The 17,800-nt window shown below is 73.9% G+C and carries 16 protein-coding genes; 9 read left to right on the top strand and 7 right to left on the bottom strand.

Annotated features, from left to right (window positions below; genetic code table 11):
- Positions 1 to 75 precede the first annotated feature (75 nt).
- The 4 genes from ACFYQQ_RS04755 to ACFYQQ_RS04740 all read left to right on the top strand — a co-directional run bounded on the left by ACFYQQ_RS04755 (position 76) and on the right by ACFYQQ_RS04740 (position 5,936).
- On the top strand, positions 76 to 2,115 hold the full coding sequence (locus ACFYQQ_RS04755; protein ID WP_356167315.1) for a hypothetical protein: 2,040 nt from the start codon (positions 76 to 78) through the stop codon (positions 2,113 to 2,115).
- A gap of 121 nt (positions 2,116 to 2,236) precedes the next feature.
- Entirely contained in the window at positions 2,237 to 3,757 is a 1,521-nt protein-coding gene (gene pelF / locus ACFYQQ_RS04750; RefSeq protein ID WP_355794390.1) for a GT4 family glycosyltransferase PelF, read from the top strand.
- Positions 3,754 to 5,274 carry a hypothetical protein gene (locus tag ACFYQQ_RS04745; protein WP_356167309.1) on the top strand — a complete coding sequence of 507 codons (1,521 nt, stop codon included), beginning with the start codon at positions 3,754 to 3,756 and terminating at the stop codon, positions 5,272 to 5,274. The genes pelF and ACFYQQ_RS04745 overlap by 4 nt, the downstream gene beginning before the upstream one ends.
- The gene (locus tag ACFYQQ_RS04740) at positions 5,271 to 5,936 is read left to right on the top strand and encodes a spherulation-specific family 4 protein (RefSeq protein WP_356244540.1); all 666 of its coding nucleotides are present in this window, start codon (positions 5,271 to 5,273) and stop codon (positions 5,934 to 5,936) included. Before ACFYQQ_RS04745 ends, ACFYQQ_RS04740 begins: the two co-directional genes overlap by 4 nt.
- 34 nt (positions 5,937 to 5,970) lie before the next feature.
- On the opposite strand, the gene ACFYQQ_RS04735 is transcribed toward ACFYQQ_RS04740, so the two are convergent.
- Positions 5,971 to 6,753 (bottom strand): adenosylcobinamide-GDP ribazoletransferase, encoded by a 783-nt coding sequence (locus ACFYQQ_RS04735; RefSeq protein WP_356244537.1) that lies wholly within the window; start codon positions 6,751 to 6,753, stop codon positions 5,971 to 5,973.
- A 60-nt stretch (positions 6,754 to 6,813) separates the two neighbouring features.
- On the opposite strand from ACFYQQ_RS04735, the gene ACFYQQ_RS04730 reads away from it, so the two are divergent.
- A complete protein-coding gene (locus ACFYQQ_RS04730) occupies positions 6,814 to 7,581 on the top strand; it encodes a hypothetical protein (RefSeq protein ID WP_356167300.1) in 768 nt (255 codons plus the stop codon).
- Between the two features lie 24 nt (positions 7,582 to 7,605).
- On the opposite strand, the gene ACFYQQ_RS04725 is transcribed toward ACFYQQ_RS04730, so the two are convergent.
- Both ACFYQQ_RS04725 and cobT read right to left on the bottom strand, forming a co-directional pair.
- Positions 7,606 to 9,402 (bottom strand): phosphatidylglycerol lysyltransferase domain-containing protein, encoded by a 1,797-nt coding sequence (locus ACFYQQ_RS04725; protein WP_355793616.1) that lies wholly within the window; start codon positions 9,400 to 9,402, stop codon positions 7,606 to 7,608.
- Positions 9,403 to 9,830: 428 nt separating this feature from the next.
- Entirely contained in the window at positions 9,831 to 10,916 is a 1,086-nt protein-coding gene (cobT, locus tag ACFYQQ_RS04720; protein ID WP_388903448.1) for a nicotinate-nucleotide--dimethylbenzimidazole phosphoribosyltransferase, read from the bottom strand.
- Positions 10,917 to 11,032: 116 nt separating this feature from the next.
- Between cobT and ACFYQQ_RS04715 the strand changes: the two genes are divergently transcribed.
- A complete protein-coding gene (locus tag ACFYQQ_RS04715; RefSeq protein WP_355792455.1) occupies positions 11,033 to 12,097 on the top strand; it encodes a class I SAM-dependent methyltransferase in 1,065 nt (354 codons plus the stop codon).
- Between the two features lie 7 nt (positions 12,098 to 12,104).
- On the opposite strand, the gene ACFYQQ_RS04710 is transcribed toward ACFYQQ_RS04715, so the two are convergent.
- Positions 12,105 to 13,304, bottom strand: coding sequence for a bifunctional adenosylcobinamide kinase/adenosylcobinamide-phosphate guanylyltransferase (locus ACFYQQ_RS04710; RefSeq protein WP_356167291.1), 1,200 nt, complete (start codon positions 13,302 to 13,304; stop codon positions 12,105 to 12,107).
- Positions 13,305 to 13,417: 113 nt separating this feature from the next.
- On the opposite strand from ACFYQQ_RS04710, the gene ACFYQQ_RS04705 reads away from it, so the two are divergent.
- Positions 13,418 to 13,630, top strand: coding sequence for a hypothetical protein (locus ACFYQQ_RS04705; RefSeq protein WP_355790142.1), 213 nt, complete (start codon positions 13,418 to 13,420; stop codon positions 13,628 to 13,630).
- Positions 13,631 to 13,731: 101 nt separating this feature from the next.
- Here ACFYQQ_RS04705 and ACFYQQ_RS04700 read toward each other — a convergent pair whose 3' ends face one another.
- The 3 genes from ACFYQQ_RS04700 to ACFYQQ_RS04690 all read right to left on the bottom strand — a co-directional run bounded on the left by ACFYQQ_RS04700 (position 13,732) and on the right by ACFYQQ_RS04690 (position 16,304).
- Positions 13,732 to 14,799 carry a trypsin-like peptidase domain-containing protein gene (locus ACFYQQ_RS04700; RefSeq protein WP_355790144.1) on the bottom strand — a complete coding sequence of 356 codons (1,068 nt, stop codon included), beginning with the start codon at positions 14,797 to 14,799 and terminating at the stop codon, positions 13,732 to 13,734.
- 93 nt (positions 14,800 to 14,892) lie between these two features.
- Complete coding sequence (locus tag ACFYQQ_RS04695) at positions 14,893 to 15,594, bottom strand: methyltransferase domain-containing protein (protein WP_355790147.1); 702 nt, start codon at positions 15,592 to 15,594, stop codon at positions 14,893 to 14,895.
- Between the two features lie 83 nt (positions 15,595 to 15,677).
- The gene (locus ACFYQQ_RS04690) at positions 15,678 to 16,304 is read right to left on the bottom strand and encodes a DUF3043 domain-containing protein (protein WP_355790150.1); all 627 of its coding nucleotides are present in this window, start codon (positions 16,302 to 16,304) and stop codon (positions 15,678 to 15,680) included.
- 276 nt (positions 16,305 to 16,580) lie between these two features.
- Here ACFYQQ_RS04690 and ACFYQQ_RS04685 point away from each other — a divergent pair, with 276 nt between their 5' ends.
- Positions 16,581 to 17,372 (top strand): PspA/IM30 family protein, encoded by a 792-nt coding sequence (locus ACFYQQ_RS04685; protein WP_355790152.1) that lies wholly within the window; start codon positions 16,581 to 16,583, stop codon positions 17,370 to 17,372.
- A gap of 44 nt (positions 17,373 to 17,416) precedes the next feature.
- Positions 17,417 to 17,695 carry a hypothetical protein gene (locus ACFYQQ_RS04680; RefSeq protein WP_355790154.1) on the top strand — a complete coding sequence of 93 codons (279 nt, stop codon included), beginning with the start codon at positions 17,417 to 17,419 and terminating at the stop codon, positions 17,693 to 17,695.
- Positions 17,696 to 17,800: the final 105 nt, after the last annotated feature.

The following is a 17,800-nucleotide window of genomic DNA, read 5'->3' as shown; positions in this document are numbered from 1 at the left end:
CCGCCGCTTTGCATCATTTCCACGGATCCTCCTCGGAGCGAGCACATGAGGATCTTTTTCTGGGGGAGGACGAACATGGCGCGAAGTGCGCCCAGATGGAGAAACACGACGGCGGCCCTGGCGGCCGCCGGTCTGCTGGCGACGGGCCTGGGGGCGGCGCCCGGAGCCTCGGCGGCGGCCGAGCCGCGCATCGACCTGAAGGTCCTGCTCGTGGACAACGGCGACAGCCCCGTCCAGGCCATCGCCGCCGAGCTGAAGAGCACCGGCGTCCCGTACACCACGGTGGACCTGAACGACCCGGGCCGCCCGACGATCGACGCGGCCTTCCTGAGCGACACGGCCGGCGGCACGCCGCGCGCCCGGTACCAGGGAGTCGTACTTCCCAACGAGGCGCCGTTCGGAGCCGGTTCGGCCGAGCAGACCGCCCTGGAGGCGTACGAGAAGACCTACGGCATCCCGCAGGTCGACGCCTACACCTGGGCCCACCCGGAGGTCGGCCTCGAATACACCAGCGACGGCGGCTACAGCGGGAGCCTCGACGGCCGGGAGGCGGCCGTCACCACGGCGGGCCGGTCGGGCCCGTTCGGCTACCTGGACGGCCCGCTCACCTTCGAGGACAACTCCCCGAGTACACCCGAGAGTTACGGCTTCCTGGCGAAGCCCCGGGCCGGCTTCACCAGCTACGTCGACGCGGCCGTGCCGGAGGGCACCGGACGCGCCAGCCTCGTCGGCGAGTACGCCCACGACGGCCGCCGCGAACTCGTGGTGACCTTCGCCTACAACCAGTACCAACAGCAGTTCCGCGTCCTCGCCCGCGGCATCGTCGAATGGCTGACCCAGGGCATCCACCTCGGCCGCAGCCGCAACTCCTTCGCGGTGCACGTCGACGACGTCTTCGCGCCCGACGCCCGCTGGGACACCGAGCGCAACTGCACCCCGGGCGACCTCGACTGCGTCGGCGGCGACGGACAGGAGACCACCACCCCGGTCCGGATGACGGCGGCCGACGCCGCCTACGCCGCCCAGTGGCAGCAGTCCAGCGGCTTCACGCTCGACATGGTCTACAACGCCGGCTCCGGCGAGGAGTGGAAGAGCGAGAACGGCGGCACGGACGCCCTCACCGACAAGCTGCTCGCGGACAAGGCCAAGTACCGCTGGATCAACCACACCTACACCCACGCCTTCCTCGGCTGCGTGCAGGACACCACCACGGTGCCGTGGACGTGCGCCCGGAACGCGGACGGCTCGACCCGGTACATGAGCCGCTCCGACATCTCGGCGCAGATCCGCGACAACCACTCCTGGGGCGTCGCCAAGGGTCTGCCGCTGGACCGCACCGAGCTGGTGACCGGCGAGCACTCGGGCCTCAAGACGCTGCCGCAGCAGCCCGCCGACAACCCGAACCTGGCCGGCGCGCTCTCCGACAACGGCGTCAAGTGGACGGGCTCGGACAACTCCCGCGAGCCCGAGCAGCGCCCGGTGGGCGGCGCGCTGACCGTGCCCCGCCACCCGATGAACGTGTACTACAACGTGGGCACCGGCGCCGAGATGGCCGACGAGTACAACTGGATCTACACGTCGAAGGCAGACGGCGGCAGCGGCGTCTGCGAGGACAACCCCACGTCCACCTGCATGCCGGAGCCCCTCGACACGGCCACCGGCTACGCGTCGTACATCGTCCCGCAGGAGGCGCGCACCGCCCTCGGGCACGCCATCGGCAACGACCCGCGACCGCACTACGTGCACCAGTCCAACCTGGCCGAGGACCGGCTGCTGTACCCGGTCCTGGACAAGGTGCTCGCCGGTTACCGGGCGCTGTACGCCGACAACGCCCCGCTGGAGAACCCCCGGCAGAGCGCGATCGGCGCCGAGCTCAAGCGCCGCGCCGACTGGCGGACCGCCGTCGCGAACGGCAAGGTCACCGCGTACCGCGTCGGCAAGACCGTCACCGTAAGCGCCCCGTCCGGGACCCAGATCCCGGTGACCGCGCCCGAGGGCACCAGGAAGCAACTGCTCCTCGGCACCAGCGTGTTCGGGACGCCGTACGCGGGCAGGCGCTCGGCCTGGACCACGCCCGAGGCGCTGCAGACCGCCCTCAGGCTGACGCTGCCCTAGGCCCAGCAGCACGACGGCGCGGCGTGCGCCCCGGTCCGACCGGCCGGGACGCACGCCCGCCGCATGACCGGGGGCCCGGGGTGCCCCCGAAGGCACCACACCACAGGGGGGAACGCGCACGATGCGCACAGGCCGTCATGTCACCATGCTCACCGAAGGCACCTATCCGCACGTCCACGGCGGCGTCAGCACCTGGTGCGACCAGCTCGTCAAGGGCATGCCCGAGGTCGACTTCCACGTCGTCTCGCTCACCGGCAGCGGCCGCGAGCCCGTGACCTGGGAACTGCCGCCCAACATCAGCCGCCACACGACGGTACCGACCTGGGGCCCGCGCCCGGGACGCGGCCGGGCACCCCGGGGAGGGGCCCTCCGCCGCTTCACCGACACCTACGAGCGCCTCCTGCTCTCCTTCCTCGACCCCGACGCCCAGGGCGACTTCGGCCAGGCGCTGTGCGAACTGGCCGTCCTCGCCCGCGACGGACGGCTCTCGGCGGCCCTGCGCTCCGAGAGCGCGCTGCGCTCGCTGATGTGGATATGGACGATGCCGCACCTGCCCACCGCCACGGCCCGGCCCACCGTGCACGACGCGCTGACCGCCACCGACCTCCTGGAACACGCGCTGCGCCCGCTCGGCGTACGCGTCCCCGAGGAATCCGTGGCCCACGCCGTCAGCAGCGGTCTGGCCACCCTGCCCGCACTGGCCGCCCGCCACCTCGACGGGGTTCCGTTCCTGCTCACCGAGCACGGCATCTACCTGCGCGAGCGCTACCTCGGCTACCGCAGCGCCGAACAGCGCTGGCCCGTCAAGGCGTTCATGCTCGGCTTCTACCGCGCGCTCAACTCCTTCGGCTACCGCGCCGCCGACCTGATCACGCCCTGCAACCAGTACAACCGGCGCTGGGAGGAACGGGGCGGCGCCGACGCCGCCCGGATCCGCACCGTCTACAACGGCGTCGACCCGCACGCCTTCCCGCACGCGGGACCCGAGCCCGAGGTGCCGACCCTCACCTGGTGCGGCCGCGTCGACCCGATCAAGGACCTGGAGACGCTGCTGCGCGCCTACGGCATGGTGCGCGCCGAGCTCCCCGAGACCCGGCTGCGGCTGTTCGGACCGGTGCCGCCCGGCGGGGAGGCGTACCTGACCCGGCTGGAGAAGCTCGCCGCCGAACTCGGCGTCAGGGACGGCCTGACCTTCGAGGGCCGTATCACCGAGGTGTGGCGGGCGTACGCGGCCGGTCACGTGGTGATGCTCTCCTCCATCTCCGAGGGCTTCCCCTTCTCGATCATCGAAGCCATGTCCTGCGGCCGTACGACGGTCTCCACCGACGTCGGCGGGGTGCGCGAGGCCGTCGGCGACACCGGGCTCGTGGTGCCGCCGCGCGAGCCGGAGAAGATGGCCGCCGCCGCGCTGACCCTGCTCCGCGACGACGAACGACGCCTGGAACTGGGCCGGTTGTCGCGCCAGCGGGTCATCGACCGCTTCACCCTGCGCCGCTCCGTCGACGCCTTCCGCACGATCTACCAGGAACTCGCGGGCCTGCCCGAGGTCTACGAGCCGACCGTGGAGACCGTCGCCGACTGGACCCTCGAACTGCGCGACCCCTGGTACCAGGCCGTCGCCACGGACGGAGCCGACTGGTGAGCGGTTCCCTCCGGATGCCGCCCGGGACCTACGAGGACGTCCTCCCGCACGTGCCGCGCCAGCGCCGCTCGCCCGGCCGGCCGCACCCTGACCCCGTCGACGAACTCGCCGAGCGCCTGGGCGAGTTCGTGGCGGCCGCCGTCCACCCGGACGAGATAGCCGCCCTCCTGGAGTCCGACGGAATGTCGGACGACCAGATCCGTGAGCGCTACGGCTGCCGCAACTCCTTCGCGCTCGCCGAGGAGCTCTTCGAGCGCGTCGAGCGCAGCCATCCCGAACCGGCCGGCCCGGTCCACGACCCATGGCAGGAGGGTCTGCTCGGCTGCCTCCTGCGCGGAGTCGTGTTCGCGCTGCCGGGTCTCGGCTACGTCCTCGGCGCGCCGTTCCTCGCCGGGCCCCACGACCGCCTCGGCCTCCCGGCCGGCACCGTGCCGCTCCTCGCCGGAGCGCTGTGCGGCTGGACCTGGAACCAGGGGCTCGCCCACCGGGCCTACCTCTGGCTGGGCCTCGGCGACCGCGCCGCCGCCCGGCGCTCGCTGCTCGCCGGCGCGCCCGCCGGGGCGGTGCTCGGCTCCCTGGTCGCCCTGGCCGCGGCGGACTCCGCCGACGCGGGCGCCGTCGTCTTCGCCGCCGGCCAGTCCTGCTACCTGGGCGCGGCCACCGTGCTCCTGGTGATGGGCCGGGAACGGGCCCTGACCGCCGCCCTGCTGCCGATGGCCGCCGGCGCCCTGGTGGACCTCGCCCACCCCGTCCCCGGCGCGGTCCGGGCGGTGCTGCTCCTGGGCTCGCTGGCGGCGGTCGCCCTGCTCGCCCTGCGCGAGGTGGCCCCCGCCGTGCACCGGCCCGGCGGGGGCGGGTGGGCCGCCGGGCTCGCGGCGCTGCTGCCGTTCGGGGCGTACGGCGACGCGGGTGCGCCCGGCGTGCGTACCCCCGCGCCTCCGCTCGCCGGATCGCTGCCGTACGCCCTCTTCGGACTCGGCACCGGCGTCCTCGTCCTGTACGCCGGGCTCGGCGACGTCCTGGCCGGCGCGCACACCGCGGCCGCCGCGCCCGCCGCGGTGGCCCTGACGCTCAGCATGGGCCCGGCCGAGTGGCTGCTCTTCCGGTTCCGCAGCGGCGGCCTCGCCGGGCTGCGCTCCAGCGGCACGGCGAGGGACTTCCGCCGGACCACCGCCCTCACGCTGGTCCGCTGCCTCAGCGGCTACCTCGCGGCGCTGCTCGTGCTCGGCGTCGCCGCCTCCGCGCTGTGGCCGCACGCGCCCGGCACCGGCGGCACCCGCCTCGCCGGGCTCCTGCTGCTCGGCGTGGTGCTGTGGACCGGGCTGCTGCTGCAGTCCTTCGGTGCCGTGGTGAGCGCCGCCGCGGTCTGCTGCGCCGCGGCCCTCGCCCAGACCGCCGCCCTGGCCACCGGGGCCGTCGGACCGGACCGCGCGGCGCTCCTAGTGCACGGCGTCGCGGCGACCGTGCTGACCGGCCTGGTCTGCGGGCTGCTCGGGAGGGCGACGGCGCACCGATGACCGCCTCCGACCCGCGGGGCACGCTTCTCGTGCCCTACTACGAGCACCCTGCCGTCCGGCCCGCGGAGTGGCGGGCGCTCATCGCCGCGGCGCCTCGCCTGCACAGCGTCGTCCTCAACCCGGCCAGCGGACCCGGCGAGCGCCCCGACCCCGGTTTCGCCGAGGTCGTCGCCGGGCTGCGCGCCGCGGACGTGCGGGTGCTGGGGTACGCCGACACGGACTACGGGCGCCGCCCGCACGCCGACGTCGTCGCCGACCTGGACCGGCACCGCGACTGGTACGGCGTCGACGGCGCCTTCCTCGACCAGGCCGCCTCCGGTCCGGGGGAGCTCGGGTACTACCGGGGCCTCGCGGCGGCCGCCTGGGGCGCCGGCTGCCGCACCCTGGTCCTCAACCACGGCACGCTCCCGCATCCCTCGTACGCCCGTGTCGCGGACGTCCTCGTCACCTTCGAGGGCACCTGGCAGACGTACCGCGCGCTGCGCCCGGCACCGTGGGACGGCGCCGGGGCGAAGCTGTGCCACCTGGTCCACGGGGTGCCGCCCGGCGCCGGGTTCGACGCGCTGGCCCGGGCCCGCGGCGCCGACCTGCACTGCGCGGTGCCCGGCGCCGGAGACCATCCGTGGGGGACGCTGCCCCACGGGCTGGAGGCGGCCGACTGAGGTCCAGGCGTCCGCCCCCCGACAGGCCCCGCTCTCAGCCCAGCGACAGCACGACCAGCGCGGTCGTCGCCGCCGTCTCCGCCAGCCCGCCGAAGACGTCGCCGGTGACGCCTCCGAACCGGCGGACGCAGTGACGCAGCAGCAGTTCGGCGGCGGCACAGGCGGCGAGGACCGCGAGCGGGCCGCGCACGGGCCCGTACGTCCCGAAGAGCGCCCCCGTGCTCGCCGCCACGCCCAGGACGAGCGCCGCCACGAGCAGCGCCCCGCGCACCGGGACCACGCCCGCGACCGCCGCGCCCAGCCCCTCGGGGCGGGCCGGCGGCACCCCGGCGCGGGCGGCCAGCGTCAGGGCGAGCCGGGCGGCGAGTGCCGAGACGACGGCCGCGCACGCCCCGCGCCCCCACGAGTCGCCGTACGCCTGCGCGAGGGCGGCCACCTGGCCGAGCAGCACGAACAGCAGGGTGATCACCCCGAACGGGCCGATGTCCGACTGCTTCATGATCCGCAGCGCGTCCTCGGCGGGCTTCCCGCTGCCCAGCCCGTCCGCCGTGTCGGCGAGCCCGTCGAGGTGCAGTCCCCGGGTGAGCGCGGCCGGTACGGCGGCGGAGGCCACGGCGGCCGTCAGGGGACCCGCGCCCAGCGCCAGCAGCAGCACGCCGGCCGCGGCGGCGCCCAGCCCGACCACCAGCCCGGCCGCGGGCGCGCACAGCATCCCGCCGCGCGCGGCGTCGCGGTCCCAGCGGGTCACCCGGACGGGCAGCACCGTCAGGGTGCCGAAGGCGAAGCGGAGGCTGTCGGGAAGGGGGGTCCTGGGCACCGGCGCAGGTTATCCGCCGACCGGAGGAGCGAGGACGGCGGCCATGGATAAAGTTCGCATATGGGTCATTGGGTGTATCGCAACATCGTCGAGCCGGGCAAGCTGCCCCTGCTGCTGGCGCTCGCCTCCTTCGTGCTGACCTTCGTGATCACCCGTGTCGTCGTCCGGATGATCAGGGCGGGCAAGGGGCCGTTCGGCAACGTCAAGGCGGGCGACCTGCACATCCACCACGTCGTCCCCGGTGTCGTGCTGACCGTGATCGGCGGCTTCGGCGCGGTGGCCAGTGGCCGGCACGGCTTCGGCGCGGGCGCGTTCGCCGTGGTCTTCGGCATGGGGGCGGGCCTCGTCCTCGACGAGTTCGCGCTGATCCTGCACCTGGACGACGTCTACTGGACCGAGGCCGGACGCAAGAGCGTCGAGGTCGTGGTGGTCACCGCCGCCCTGGTCGGCCTCGTGCTCAGCGGGTTCCTGCCGTTCGGCGTCAACGACCTCACCAACCGGGAGCTCCAGGACCGCGGCGGCGTCATCATCAGCGTCGCGGTGAACTTCCTCTTCGCGCTGCTCGCCCTCAGCAAGGGCAAGGCCCGCACGGCGATCTTCGGGGTGATCGTCCCCGTGGTGGCCCTGGTCGGCGCGATCCGCCTGGCCCGCCCCGGCTCCCCGTGGGCCCGGCGCTTCTACCGCCGCCGGCCCCGCGCCCGCGCCCGCTCCAGCCTGCGCGCCTACCACCACGACCGGCGCTGGGCGAAGCCCCGGCGCCGGCTCCAGGACCTGATCGGCGGCAAGCCCGACCCGGAGCCGGTCCGTTCCCTGCCGGGCGGCGACTGACCGGCCGCCGACGGGGCACCGTGCTCAGCGGTGCGTCTGCAGATGCTTGCGGTGCAGCCACTTCGGCAGCCCCGGCGCCTCCAGGAACCCCTCGGCGCGCGCCGCCGCGACCCCGATCCGCAGCAGGTCCGCGCTCTTCTCGAAGAGCAGGAACCGGGGCTCCCAGATCGGCCGGTACTTGGCGTTGGCGCGGTACAGCGACTCGATCTGCCACCAGCGGGAGAAGAAGCTGAGCAGCGAGCGCCACAGCCGCAGCACCGGTCCCGCGCCGAGGCGGGCGCCCCGCTCGAAGACGGACCGGAACATTGCGAAGTTGAGGGAGACCTGGGCGATCCCGATCTCCCGGGCCCTGCGCAGGAGTTCGATCACCATGAACTCCATCAGCCCGTTGTCGGAGTCCCGGTCCCGGCGCATCAGGTCCAGCGACAGCCCGTGCGGCCCCCACGGCACGAAGGACAGCAGGGCCCTCAACTCGCCGTCCCGGTCGGTGCATTCGAGCATCACGCAGCGCCCGTCCTCGGGGTCGCCGAGCCGCCCGAGCGCCATCGAGAAGCCCCGCTCGGTGGCGCCGTCCCGCCAGTCGTCCGCCCGCCGCAGCAGATACGCCAGCTCCTCGGCGGGGATGTCCTCGTGCCGCCGGATACGGACCGTGTACCCGGCCCGCCTGATCCGGTTGAAGGCCTGCCGGACGGTGCGCATGGCACGTCCCTCCAGCGTGAACTCGGCGATCTCCACGAGTGCTTCGTCCCCCAGCTCCAGCGCGTCCAGGCCGTGCCGCGCGTAGATCGTCCCGGCCTCCTCGCTCGCGCCCATCACCGCCGGGATCCAGCCGTGCGCCCGCGCCTCGGCCAGCCACGGCTCGATGGCGCCGGGCCACGCCTCGGGGTCGCCGACCGGGTCACCGCTCGCCAGCGACACCCCGCCCACGACGCGGTACGCCACCGCCGCCTTGCCGGTCGGCGACCACACCACGCTCTTCTCGCGGCGCAGGGCGAAGTAGCCCAGCGAGTCGCGCTCGCCGTGCCGGTCCAGCAGGGCGCGCAGCCGCTTCTCGTCGTCCTCGGTGAGCGGGTCGACGGCGCGGCGGGAGCGGAAGGCCGCGTACAGGACGGCGAGGACCAGCAGCGTGCTGAACCCGTTGACGGCGACGTTGACCCAGTTGGGGGTCTCGATCCCGGGGAAACGGGCGTCGTCGGCGGCGACGGACACGAGCCGCAGGGTGCCGTAGCGCCAGCGGTCGGTGAACGTCGAGATCCGGGCGTCCGGCGCCTGGTTGGTGGCCGTGACCAGGAGCGCGGCGAGCAGCGAGGTGACCAGCAGCCCGCCGGCCCCCACGGCCGCCGCCAGCCTCGGGTTCGACCGGTCGCCCTTGGCGTAGAACTCGCGCCGGCCGACGACGAGCGATGCCACGAACGCCGCGGTCAGGCCGAGCGAGACCCAGTTCTGCGGGTACCGCCGGACCTCCGGGAAGGTCATGGCGAACGAGAACAGCAGCAGGAACGAGCCGCTGAGCACCAGGTTCAGGATCCAGGCGGCCCGCTTCCTGCGCCGCATGGTGAGGGCGAGGAACATCGTGAAGACACCGGAGGCGAATCCCGCCGTCAGCAGATACGGCGTGAAGTAGTTCTCCGTGTTGTGCCGCCGCACGTCCTGCCCCAGGGAGACCCACCCGGCACTCAGGAAGTTGACGAACGCGACACCCCGCAGATACCAGACGGCGAAGGCGGCGGCCCGGCGCGGGACGCCGGCGGGCCGGGGGTCCCGCTCGCCCTGACGGGCCGGAGCCCGCTCCCGACCCGTGGCAATTCGGACATCTCCCATGAGCCGGGATGATAGGTCCCCACACCCCGCCGCCACCCACAAACCCCCCGGACCGCACCCGCTCAGGGGCCAAGAGGACCAACGCCCCCGGCCCCCACGCACCCGCACGGGAACCGCAAAGGATTGCCCCGCAAGGGGCGCGACGAACGGCGCGCCCAGCCCCCACACACCCGCAGACAAAACCCAACGGGACCCGGTCAGGGGCGCGAGGAACGGCGCGCCCAGCCCCCACACACCCGCACGGAAAATCGCAACGGATGGCCCCGCCAGGGGCGCGAGGAACGGCGCGCCCAGCCCCCACGAACCGGCACAGGAAACTCAACGTCCAGCCCCGCAAGGGGCGAGGAATGCCGCGCCCAGCCCAAGTCAGGTCGCACCAAACCCCAGGTGAGCCCTCGTCAGGGGGCGAGAGACGCCGCACCCGGCGCCTACGCCCCCGCCCCCACCCCACCCTCAGGAGAGGACCCGAGCCCCACCTCGGGCAACTCCGCAGCCAAGGCCGCAGCAGCCTGCACCAACGGCAACGCCAGCAACGCCCCCGCCCCCTCACCCACGGTGACCCCGTGATCAAGCAGGGGTTCGAGCGCCATCCGGTCGAGAGCCTTCGCCTGCGCAGGCTCCCCGCTGCTCTGTCCGGCCAGCCACCAGTCCGGCGCCCGGAAGGCGACCCGCTGCCCGACCAGGGCGCACGCGGCGGAGACCACCCCGTCGAGAATGACGGGCGTCGTGCGCACCGCGCACTGGAGCAGGAACCCGGTCATGGCGGCGAGGTCGGCCCCGCCCACCGTGGCCAGCAGCTGGAGCTGGTCCCCGAGCACGGGCCGGGCCCGCCGCAACGCGTCCCGCACCGCCGCGCACTTGCGCATCCACGCGAGGTCGTCGATGGGCTGCCCGCCCCGCCCGGTGACCACGGACGCGTCGGTCCCGCACAGCGCGGCGACGAGCACCGCCGCCGCGGTCGTCCCGCCGACGCTCAGATCGCCGAGGACGACGAGATCCGTACCGGAGTCGGCCTCCTCGTCGGCGACGGCGACGCCCGCCAGGAACGCGGCCTCGGCCTCCTCGGGAGTCAGCGCGTCCTCGACGTCGATCCGCCCCGACCCGCGCCGCACCCGGTGCCGTACGACCTCGTCCGGCAGCCCGTCCGGGTCGCAGTCGAGGGACATGTCGACCACCCGCACCGGCACGCCGAGCCGCCGGGCCAGGATCGCGGCGGGTCCTGCGCCCTCCAGGAGGGAGCGCACGAGCCGGTCGGCGGTGCCCGCGGGCCGGGCCGACACGCCGAGCGCCGCGATCCCGTGGTCACCCGCGAACAGCACCGCGCGAGGCCGCTCGACGGGCCGCACCGGCACCGCCGACTGCGCCGCCGCGAGCCACTCGCCGAGTTCGTCGAGGCGGCCGAGCGACCCGGGCGGCACGGCCTGACGCTCCCTGCGCGCCTCGGCGTCACGGCGTACACCACCGTCGGGGCGCTCGATCAGATCGGTGAAGTCGTCGAGATTAAGCGAGCTCATTCGCCGAACAGTACCGGCCGCGATCGAACACGGCGGAGCCACGTCATTGCACCCATGATCGGGATCCCATACGTTCCGGTTTGCATCGAATTGCCTCCCGGGTCCAGGAGCCGCTCATGACCCCCACCCCGCGGACGAGCGCCCTGCGCCGAGCCGCATACCTCAGCGAACTCGCCCAGGGCACCGACCGCTTCCACGAACCGCGCCGGGAGGACTGCCCCTGGTGCGGTTCGACCCGGCTGCGCACCCGGCTGCGGACGCCCAACCTGCGCCGGCACCAGCCGGGCACCTTCGTCGTCGACGAGTGCCGGGACTGCGCCCACGCCTTCCAGAACCCCCGCCTCACCGCGGAGGGACTGGCCTTCTACCACCTCGACTTCCACGAGGGCCACGACGGCTTCGCGGAACGGATCCTCGCCGCCCGCGGCAGCCGCAGACGCCACCGCGCCGCCGCCCGCGCGATGCTCCGCTTCGGGGAACCGGAGAGCTGGCTGGACGTCGGCACCGGGCACGGCCACTTCGCGGAGACGGCCCGGCAGGTGCACCCCTACACCGCCTTCGACGGCATCGACGCCGGCGTGGCGATCGAGAAGGCGTATGCGGCAGGCCGCGTCGACGAGGCCCACCTGGGCCGTCTCACCGACCCGGGAATCGCCGCACGGGTGCGGGGCCGCTACGACGTCGTCAGCATGTTCCACCACCTGGAGCACACCCCCGACCCGCGCGGGGAACTGCGCGCGGCGCTGGCCGCGCTGCGCCCCGGCGGCCACCTCCTCGTCGAAGTCCCGGACCCCGCCTGTGTGTTCGGCAGCCTGCTGGGCCGCTGGTGGGTCAACTCGGGCCAGCCGCAGCACCTGCACCTGCTGCCGCTGCCGAACCTGCTGGCCGAACTGGAGTCCCTGGGCTGCGAGATCGTCGCCACCGACCGCCGCGAACCCCACATCCCGTACGACCTCACGGGCGCCCTCGCGCTGGCGCTCGCCCGTGTGCTGCCCGACGTCGACGCCCCCTGGCGGGCCAAGCCCCCCACCGAACTCCAGCGCGCCGTCCGCGCGGTCCTCATGAAGGCCACCGTCCCCCTGCTCGCCGCGGCCTCCGCCCTGGACCACGCCCTCGCCCCGCTGTTCAGCCGCACCCGCTTCTCGAACGCGTACCGGATCATCGCCCGCCGCGGGGCGTGAACCGGCGTCAGGGCCGCAGCGGCAGCGCCTGCCCCGCCACCACCAGCAGCACGTGCTCGCACTCCGCCGCGAAGGCGGCGTTCAGCCGCCCCAGCTCGTCGCGGTAGCGGCGGCCGGAGGCGGTCGCCGGCACGATGCCGGACCCGACCTCGTTCGAGACGGCGACGACGGTCCGGCGCGTGCGGCGTACGGCGTCGGTCAGTTCGCCGGTCCGCTGCCGCAGGGCCCGTTCGCCGCCGCCCGCCCACTCCGCGTCGTCCCAGGCGCCCACCGCGTCCATGGCGTCCGTCAGCCACAGGGACAGGCAGTCGACGAGCAGCGGGGGACCGTCCTGGTCGAGCAGGGGCACGAGGTCGCAGGTCTCGACCGTGCGCCAGGACCCCGGGCGGCGCTCGCGGTGCGCGTGCACCCGCGAGGCCCACTCGCCGTCCCCGGCGCGCGTGCCGCCCGTCGCCACGTACACCACGTCGGGGAACGCCTCCAGCCGGCGCTCCGCCTCGACCGACTTGCCGGAACGGGCGCCGCCCAGCACGAGGGTGCGCCGCGGCACGTCCGGCACGTCCTCGTACACGCCGACGGTCAGCGTCGTGCCGTCCGGCACCGCCCGCGCCCCGGCCGCGGCGAGCCGGCGGCGCAGTTCGGCCCCCGGCGGCACGTCGTGGTCCAGGTGCGCGGCGACGACGTCGCTCGTCGGCCCGACGGCGCCCACGGCCCGCAGCCTCGCCAGCGCGTCCGGCCGCCCGGTCACGTCGGCGACGACCATGTCGTACGGCCCGCCGTTCGCGTCGAGCCCGGCCGGCGCGGCCCCCGGCGGCAGATACAGCAGCCGCTGCCCGTCGGGCCCCGTCACCGCGTACCCGGTGCCGGGCGCGTCCAGCGGCACCGCCCGCACCCGGTGCCCGGTCAGCAGCGCCAACTCCCGCCCGTCCGGCACCCGTCCGGGCTGCGGCAGCCCCGCCGGGACCTCGACCGCGGGCCCGTTGTGCGGATGCGAGAGCAGCACCTGCCGTACGCCGCCCAGCGAGCGGCCGGCGCGGGCGGCGGCGAACGCGGCACCGGGGGTGAGGTCGAGGAGCAGGGTCCCGTCCACCAGCAGCGCGGTCGCCGCCCGCGCGTCGGGGCCGAGCGCGGTGGCGCAGGCGGCGCAGGGACAGTCGGGGCGGGGGAGGCCCGCGGGGGCACCGGTGCCGAGCAGAGTCAGTTCCACGGAGCTGATTTTCGCCTGTCGGTGCAGGTCTTGCGCGTCCGGCTAGGCTTCGGGCAGGGGCTGGATCTTGTCCGGCCCCCGCTGTGCAGTGTGCTCATACCTTGGAGGCGTACATGGCGGCATGGACGTGGCGGTTCGAGAAGGCCGACGGGGCGGAGGTCCCGCCCGCGGTCGTGCCCGAGGAGTTCACCACGCAGGGGGACGCCGAGTCCTGGATCGGTGAGCACTGGAAGGACCTTGCGGACGGAGGTGCCGACCAGGTGCGGCTGTTCGAGGACAGCACGGAGATCTACGGGCCGATGAGCCTGCACGCCGAGGAGGCGTAGCTCCCCGGTGCTGCCGGGGGCCCGGCTCTCGGCAGCACCGCCCACCGCCCGTCCCGCGCGGGTCAGCGGGACCACCGCCCGCCCGGGGCCGTCCCGCCGGCTCACTGCTCGCCCAGCGTCACGTCGACGGTCTTCTCGTCGCCGCTGCGCGTGTAGGTCACCGGGACCCGGTCGCCCGGCTTCTCGGCGGCCAGCGCCTCGGTCAGCGAGGTGATCGTCCCGATGTCCGTCCTGCCGAACCGCGTGATGATGTCGCCCGGTTCGATGCCGGCCCGGTCGGCCGCGCCGCGCCTCTGGACCTCGACCACGGCGACTCCCGCGGCCCGGTAGCCGTCGTCCACGACCGTGCGGCCCGTGATGCCGAGCGCGGCCCGTCCCGAATCGGTGACCCGGCCGTCCTCGATGATCTGGTCGGCGACCGTCCTCACCATCGACGCCGGGATGGCGAACCCGATGCCGGGAGCCGCGCCGCCGCCCATGTTGGGATCCGCCGCGGCCAGCGTCGGGATGCCGACGACCTTGCCGTCCAGGTCCACCAGCGCGCCCCCGCTGTTGCCCGGATTGATCGCGGCCGACGTCTGCACCATGTTCGGGATCGTCGCGCCGGTCCCGCCGCCCGGGCCGCCCTCGCTGACGGTGCGTCCGGTCGCCGACACGATGCCCTGCGTCACGCTGGAGGACAGGCCGAGCGGCGAGCCCATCGCGAGCACGATCTGCCCCACGGCGACCTTCGACGAGTCGCCCATCGTCGCCGCCTTCACCCCGTCCGGCACCTTGTCCAGCTTGATGACGGCGAGGTCCTGCTGCGGGTAGGCGTAGACGAGCCGGGCGGTCAGCACGTCCTCGCTGTTGGCCGTCGTCACCTGGAACGTCTTCTCGTTCCCGACCACGTGCGCGTTGGTCACCACGTGCCCCTGGTCGTCGTACACGACCCCCGAGCCGAGGTCGTTGCGCGCCTGGATCTGCACCACCGACGGCAGGACGTCCCTGATGACCCGCTGGTAGTCGTCCTGAAGGTCACCGGCGGCCCTGGGCGCGGCGGCCCGCTCCGTCGTCGCGCGGCGCTCCGTGACCGAGGGCGCCGCCGCGGAGCAGCCGGCGAGCAGGGCGGCGGAGCAGACGACGGCGGCGGACAGGCGCGCACGAGTGCGGGCACGGAAGGCATCCATGCCCGAAGTGTCCCTTTCGGGAGGTGGTTCAGCCCGCGCTGCACACCCGAACAGGCGGTGTCACAGCCGCGTTTCCCCCGCCCGGACGGCCGCTCAGCCGCGCACTCCGCACAGATGCAGCAGCGCCGCCACCTGGCGGTAGGGGTCGGTGCGTCCGGCGCGTTCCTCGACAGCCAGCAGGGCGTCCACGTCGGAGGGGACCTCGGCCCCGTCCGCCGCCGTGTCCGTGAAGACCCGCACCCCGTACCAGGCGTGCAGCGGTGCCCCGATGCCCAACAGGGTCGCCGTCAGGGTGGCGAGCCGGTCGGCGCGGACGTCGAGACCGAGCCGGTTGCGGTAGGCGACGGTGTCGAACGCCCCGAGGGCACCCGTCCAGTCACCGGCCAGCCCCGGCCGCATGGCCAGCGCGTCCGCGTTCCGCACCAGGAGAGAGAGCAGCCCGCCGGGGGCCAGCATCCGCGCCATGCCCGCGAGCAGGGCGTCGGGCTCCTCGACGTACATCAGCACGCCGTGGCACAGCACCACGTCGAAACTGCCGGGCAGGAAGTGGACCCCGGTCTCCCGGCCGTCGCCCTCGATCAGCCGGACGCGGCTCTGGATGCCCTCGGGCTCGGCGGCCAGCGCCTCCCGGGCGACGCCCAGCATCCTCGCGTCCTGCTCCAGGCCGGTCACCTGGTGCCCGGCCCTGGCCAGCCGCAGCGCCTGCGTGCCCTGGCCCATGCCGACGTCGAGGATCCGCAGCCGCTGCCCGACCGGGAACCGCCCGGCTATCTGCTCGTCGAGCTGCCGGGCCACCAGCTCCTGCCGTACGACATCACGCAGCCCGCCCAGCCTGCTCAGCCAGGCGTCCGCCGCGCCCCCGGAGAAAGACGTCGCGCTCAGGGCCGCTCTCCGCGCTTGACCTGCGGCTTCGGCAGCCGGAGCCGGCGCATCTGCAGGGTGCGCATCAGCGCGTACGGGACCGCGCCCTTCTTGGGCGCGTCCGGGAAGCGCGTGTTGAGCTGCTTCTTGAGGCGGATCGCGATGCCGATCGAGTCGACCACGATCATCGCGATCACCACGAGCCACAGCAGCAGCGCGATGTTCTGCAGCGATCCCACCCGCACCATGCTCAGCACGAGGATGACCACGGCCATCGGCAGGAAGAACTCGGCGACGCAGAACCGCGAGTCGACGAAGTCACGCGCGAACTTGCGCACCGGGCCCTTGTCGCGCGCGGGCAGGAAACGCTCGTCGCCGCTCGCCAGCGCCTGACGCTGCTTCTCCAGCTGGGTCCGGCGCTCGTCGCGCTGCCGCTTGGCCGCCTCCTTCCGCGACGTCGGAGTGTTGGCGACGCTGCGGCGCTGGGTCTGTGCCTCACTGCGCTTGGGCGTGGGGCGACCCTTGGGGGCCTGCGGGTCGCGGGGCTGCTTGGAGTCGGTCACCTGCGCCTTGACGGCGGGGGCCTTCTCTTCCTTGGCACGGCTACGGAACACAAAACCCAAGGGTACGGGGTGCCGGGGCATGGACCGCGGCCGACCGGGGAACGATCCGGCAACACCGGACGTCTGTACTGGGACAAGGGGGACGTTGCGTGTCGTTCGGCCCGGGAGTTCCGCCGGGACCTCCGGGGGACCCCGAGAGACACCTACTCCCTACGCCGGAGCGGGGTCGTACGCAGTCGTCCTTGGGGATGAGCGCATCCGTCCCCGAACAGTGCGGTAATGGATGCAGGGCCCGTACTGTGGGTTCTGTCGCAGGTGCTGGAGCCGTAGTCCGTCAGAAGGGGGCGCGCGAAGCCCATGAGCGGTGTCATGAAGCGTATGGGGATGATCTTCCGCGCGAAGGCGAACAAGGCCCTTGACCGGGCCGAGGACCCGCGCGAGACCCTCGATTACTCGTACCAGAAGCAGCTGGAGCTGCTCCAGAAGGTCCGCCGGGGCGTCGCCGACGTGGCGACCTCGCGCAAGCGCCTGGAGCTCCAGCTCAACCAGCTCCAGTCGCAGTCCTCCAAGCTGGAGGACCAGGGCCGCAAGGCGCTCGCCCTGGGCCGCGAGGACCTGGCCCGCGAGGCACTCTCGCGCCGGGCCGCGCTCCAGCAGCAGGTGACCGACCTGGAGACGCAGCACCAGACCCTCCAGGGCGAGGAGGAGAAGCTCACCCTCGCGGCCCAGCGGCTGCAGGCCAAGGTGGACGCCTTCCGCACGAAGAAGGAGACCATCAAGGCCACGTACACCGCGGCCCAGGCGCAGACCCGGATCGGGGAGGCCTTCTCGGGCATCTCCGAGGAGATGGGCGACGTGGGCATGGCCATCCAGCGCGCCGAGGACAAGACCGCCCAGCTCCAGGCGCGGGCCGGCGCGATCGACGAACTGCTCGCCTCCGGAGCACTCGACGACCAGTCCGGGCTCGCCAAGGACGACATCCAGAGCGAGCTGGACCGGCTTTCCGGTGGTACGGATGTAGAGCTGGAACTGCAGCGCATGAAGGCGGAGCTGGCGGGCGGCTCGCCGCAGCAGGCGATCGAGGGCGGCTCCGGCCAGTCCCGGTCCCAGCAGCAGCCGCAGGACACTCCGCGCTTCGACAAGCAGTAGGCACGCACCGGAATCCGCCGGGTCCCACGCCTGAGGAGGGCGACATGATCGTACGGATCATGGGGGAGGGGCAGGTGACGCTGGCCGACGGCCACCTCACCGAACTGAACAGGCTCGACGACGAGCTGCTCGCCGAGATGGAGCGCGGCGACCAGGAGGGTTTCCGGCGCACGCTGGCCGCCCTCCTGGACGCGGTCCGCCGCCTGGGGACGCCCCTGCCCGACGACTCCCTGGAGCCGTCCGAGCTGATCCTCCCCTCGTCCGACGCCTCCCTGGAGGAGGTACGGGACCTCCTGAGCGACGACGGCCTGATCCCGGGCTGAGCCAAGCCCGGCGCCCGGTCAGGGGCGCGGGGAACGGCGCGAGCAGCCACGACGGCGGTCCGGGGATTCCACGACCCCCGGTGGCGCCCGGTCGGGGGCGCGGGG

This window comes from Streptomyces sp. NPDC005496 (assembly GCF_042872045.1).
In the GTDB taxonomy this organism is placed as follows: domain Bacteria; phylum Actinomycetota; class Actinomycetes; order Streptomycetales; family Streptomycetaceae; genus Streptomyces.
This window is presented reverse-complemented; position numbering and strand designations above follow the sequence as displayed.

Coding starts and splice junctions, on each gene's coding strand:
- ACFYQQ_RS04755 (WP_356167315.1), top strand. CDS start 76: ATGGCGCGAAGTGCGCCCAGATGGAGAAACACGACGGCGGCCCTGGCG.
- pelF (WP_355794390.1), top strand. CDS start 2,237: ATGCGCACAGGCCGTCATGTCACCATGCTCACCGAAGGCACCTATCCG.
- ACFYQQ_RS04740 (WP_356244540.1), top strand. CDS start 5,271: ATGACCGCCTCCGACCCGCGGGGCACGCTTCTCGTGCCCTACTACGAG.
- ACFYQQ_RS04730 (WP_356167300.1), top strand. CDS start 6,814: ATGGGTCATTGGGTGTATCGCAACATCGTCGAGCCGGGCAAGCTGCCC.
- ACFYQQ_RS04725 (WP_355793616.1), bottom strand. CDS start 9,402: ATGGGAGATGTCCGAATTGCCACGGGTCGGGAGCGGGCTCCGGCCCGT.
- cobT (WP_388903448.1), bottom strand. CDS start 10,916: ATGAGCTCGCTTAATCTCGACGACTTCACCGATCTGATCGAGCGCCCC.
- ACFYQQ_RS04715 (WP_355792455.1), top strand. CDS start 11,033: ATGACCCCCACCCCGCGGACGAGCGCCCTGCGCCGAGCCGCATACCTC.
- ACFYQQ_RS04705 (WP_355790142.1), top strand. CDS start 13,418: ATGGCGGCATGGACGTGGCGGTTCGAGAAGGCCGACGGGGCGGAGGTC.
- ACFYQQ_RS04700 (WP_355790144.1), bottom strand. CDS start 14,799: ATGGATGCCTTCCGTGCCCGCACTCGTGCGCGCCTGTCCGCCGCCGTC.
- ACFYQQ_RS04690 (WP_355790150.1), bottom strand. CDS start 16,304: ATGCCCCGGCACCCCGTACCCTTGGGTTTTGTGTTCCGTAGCCGTGCC.
- ACFYQQ_RS04685 (WP_355790152.1), top strand. CDS start 16,581: ATGAGCGGTGTCATGAAGCGTATGGGGATGATCTTCCGCGCGAAGGCG.
- ACFYQQ_RS04680 (WP_355790154.1), top strand. CDS start 17,417: ATGATCGTACGGATCATGGGGGAGGGGCAGGTGACGCTGGCCGACGGC.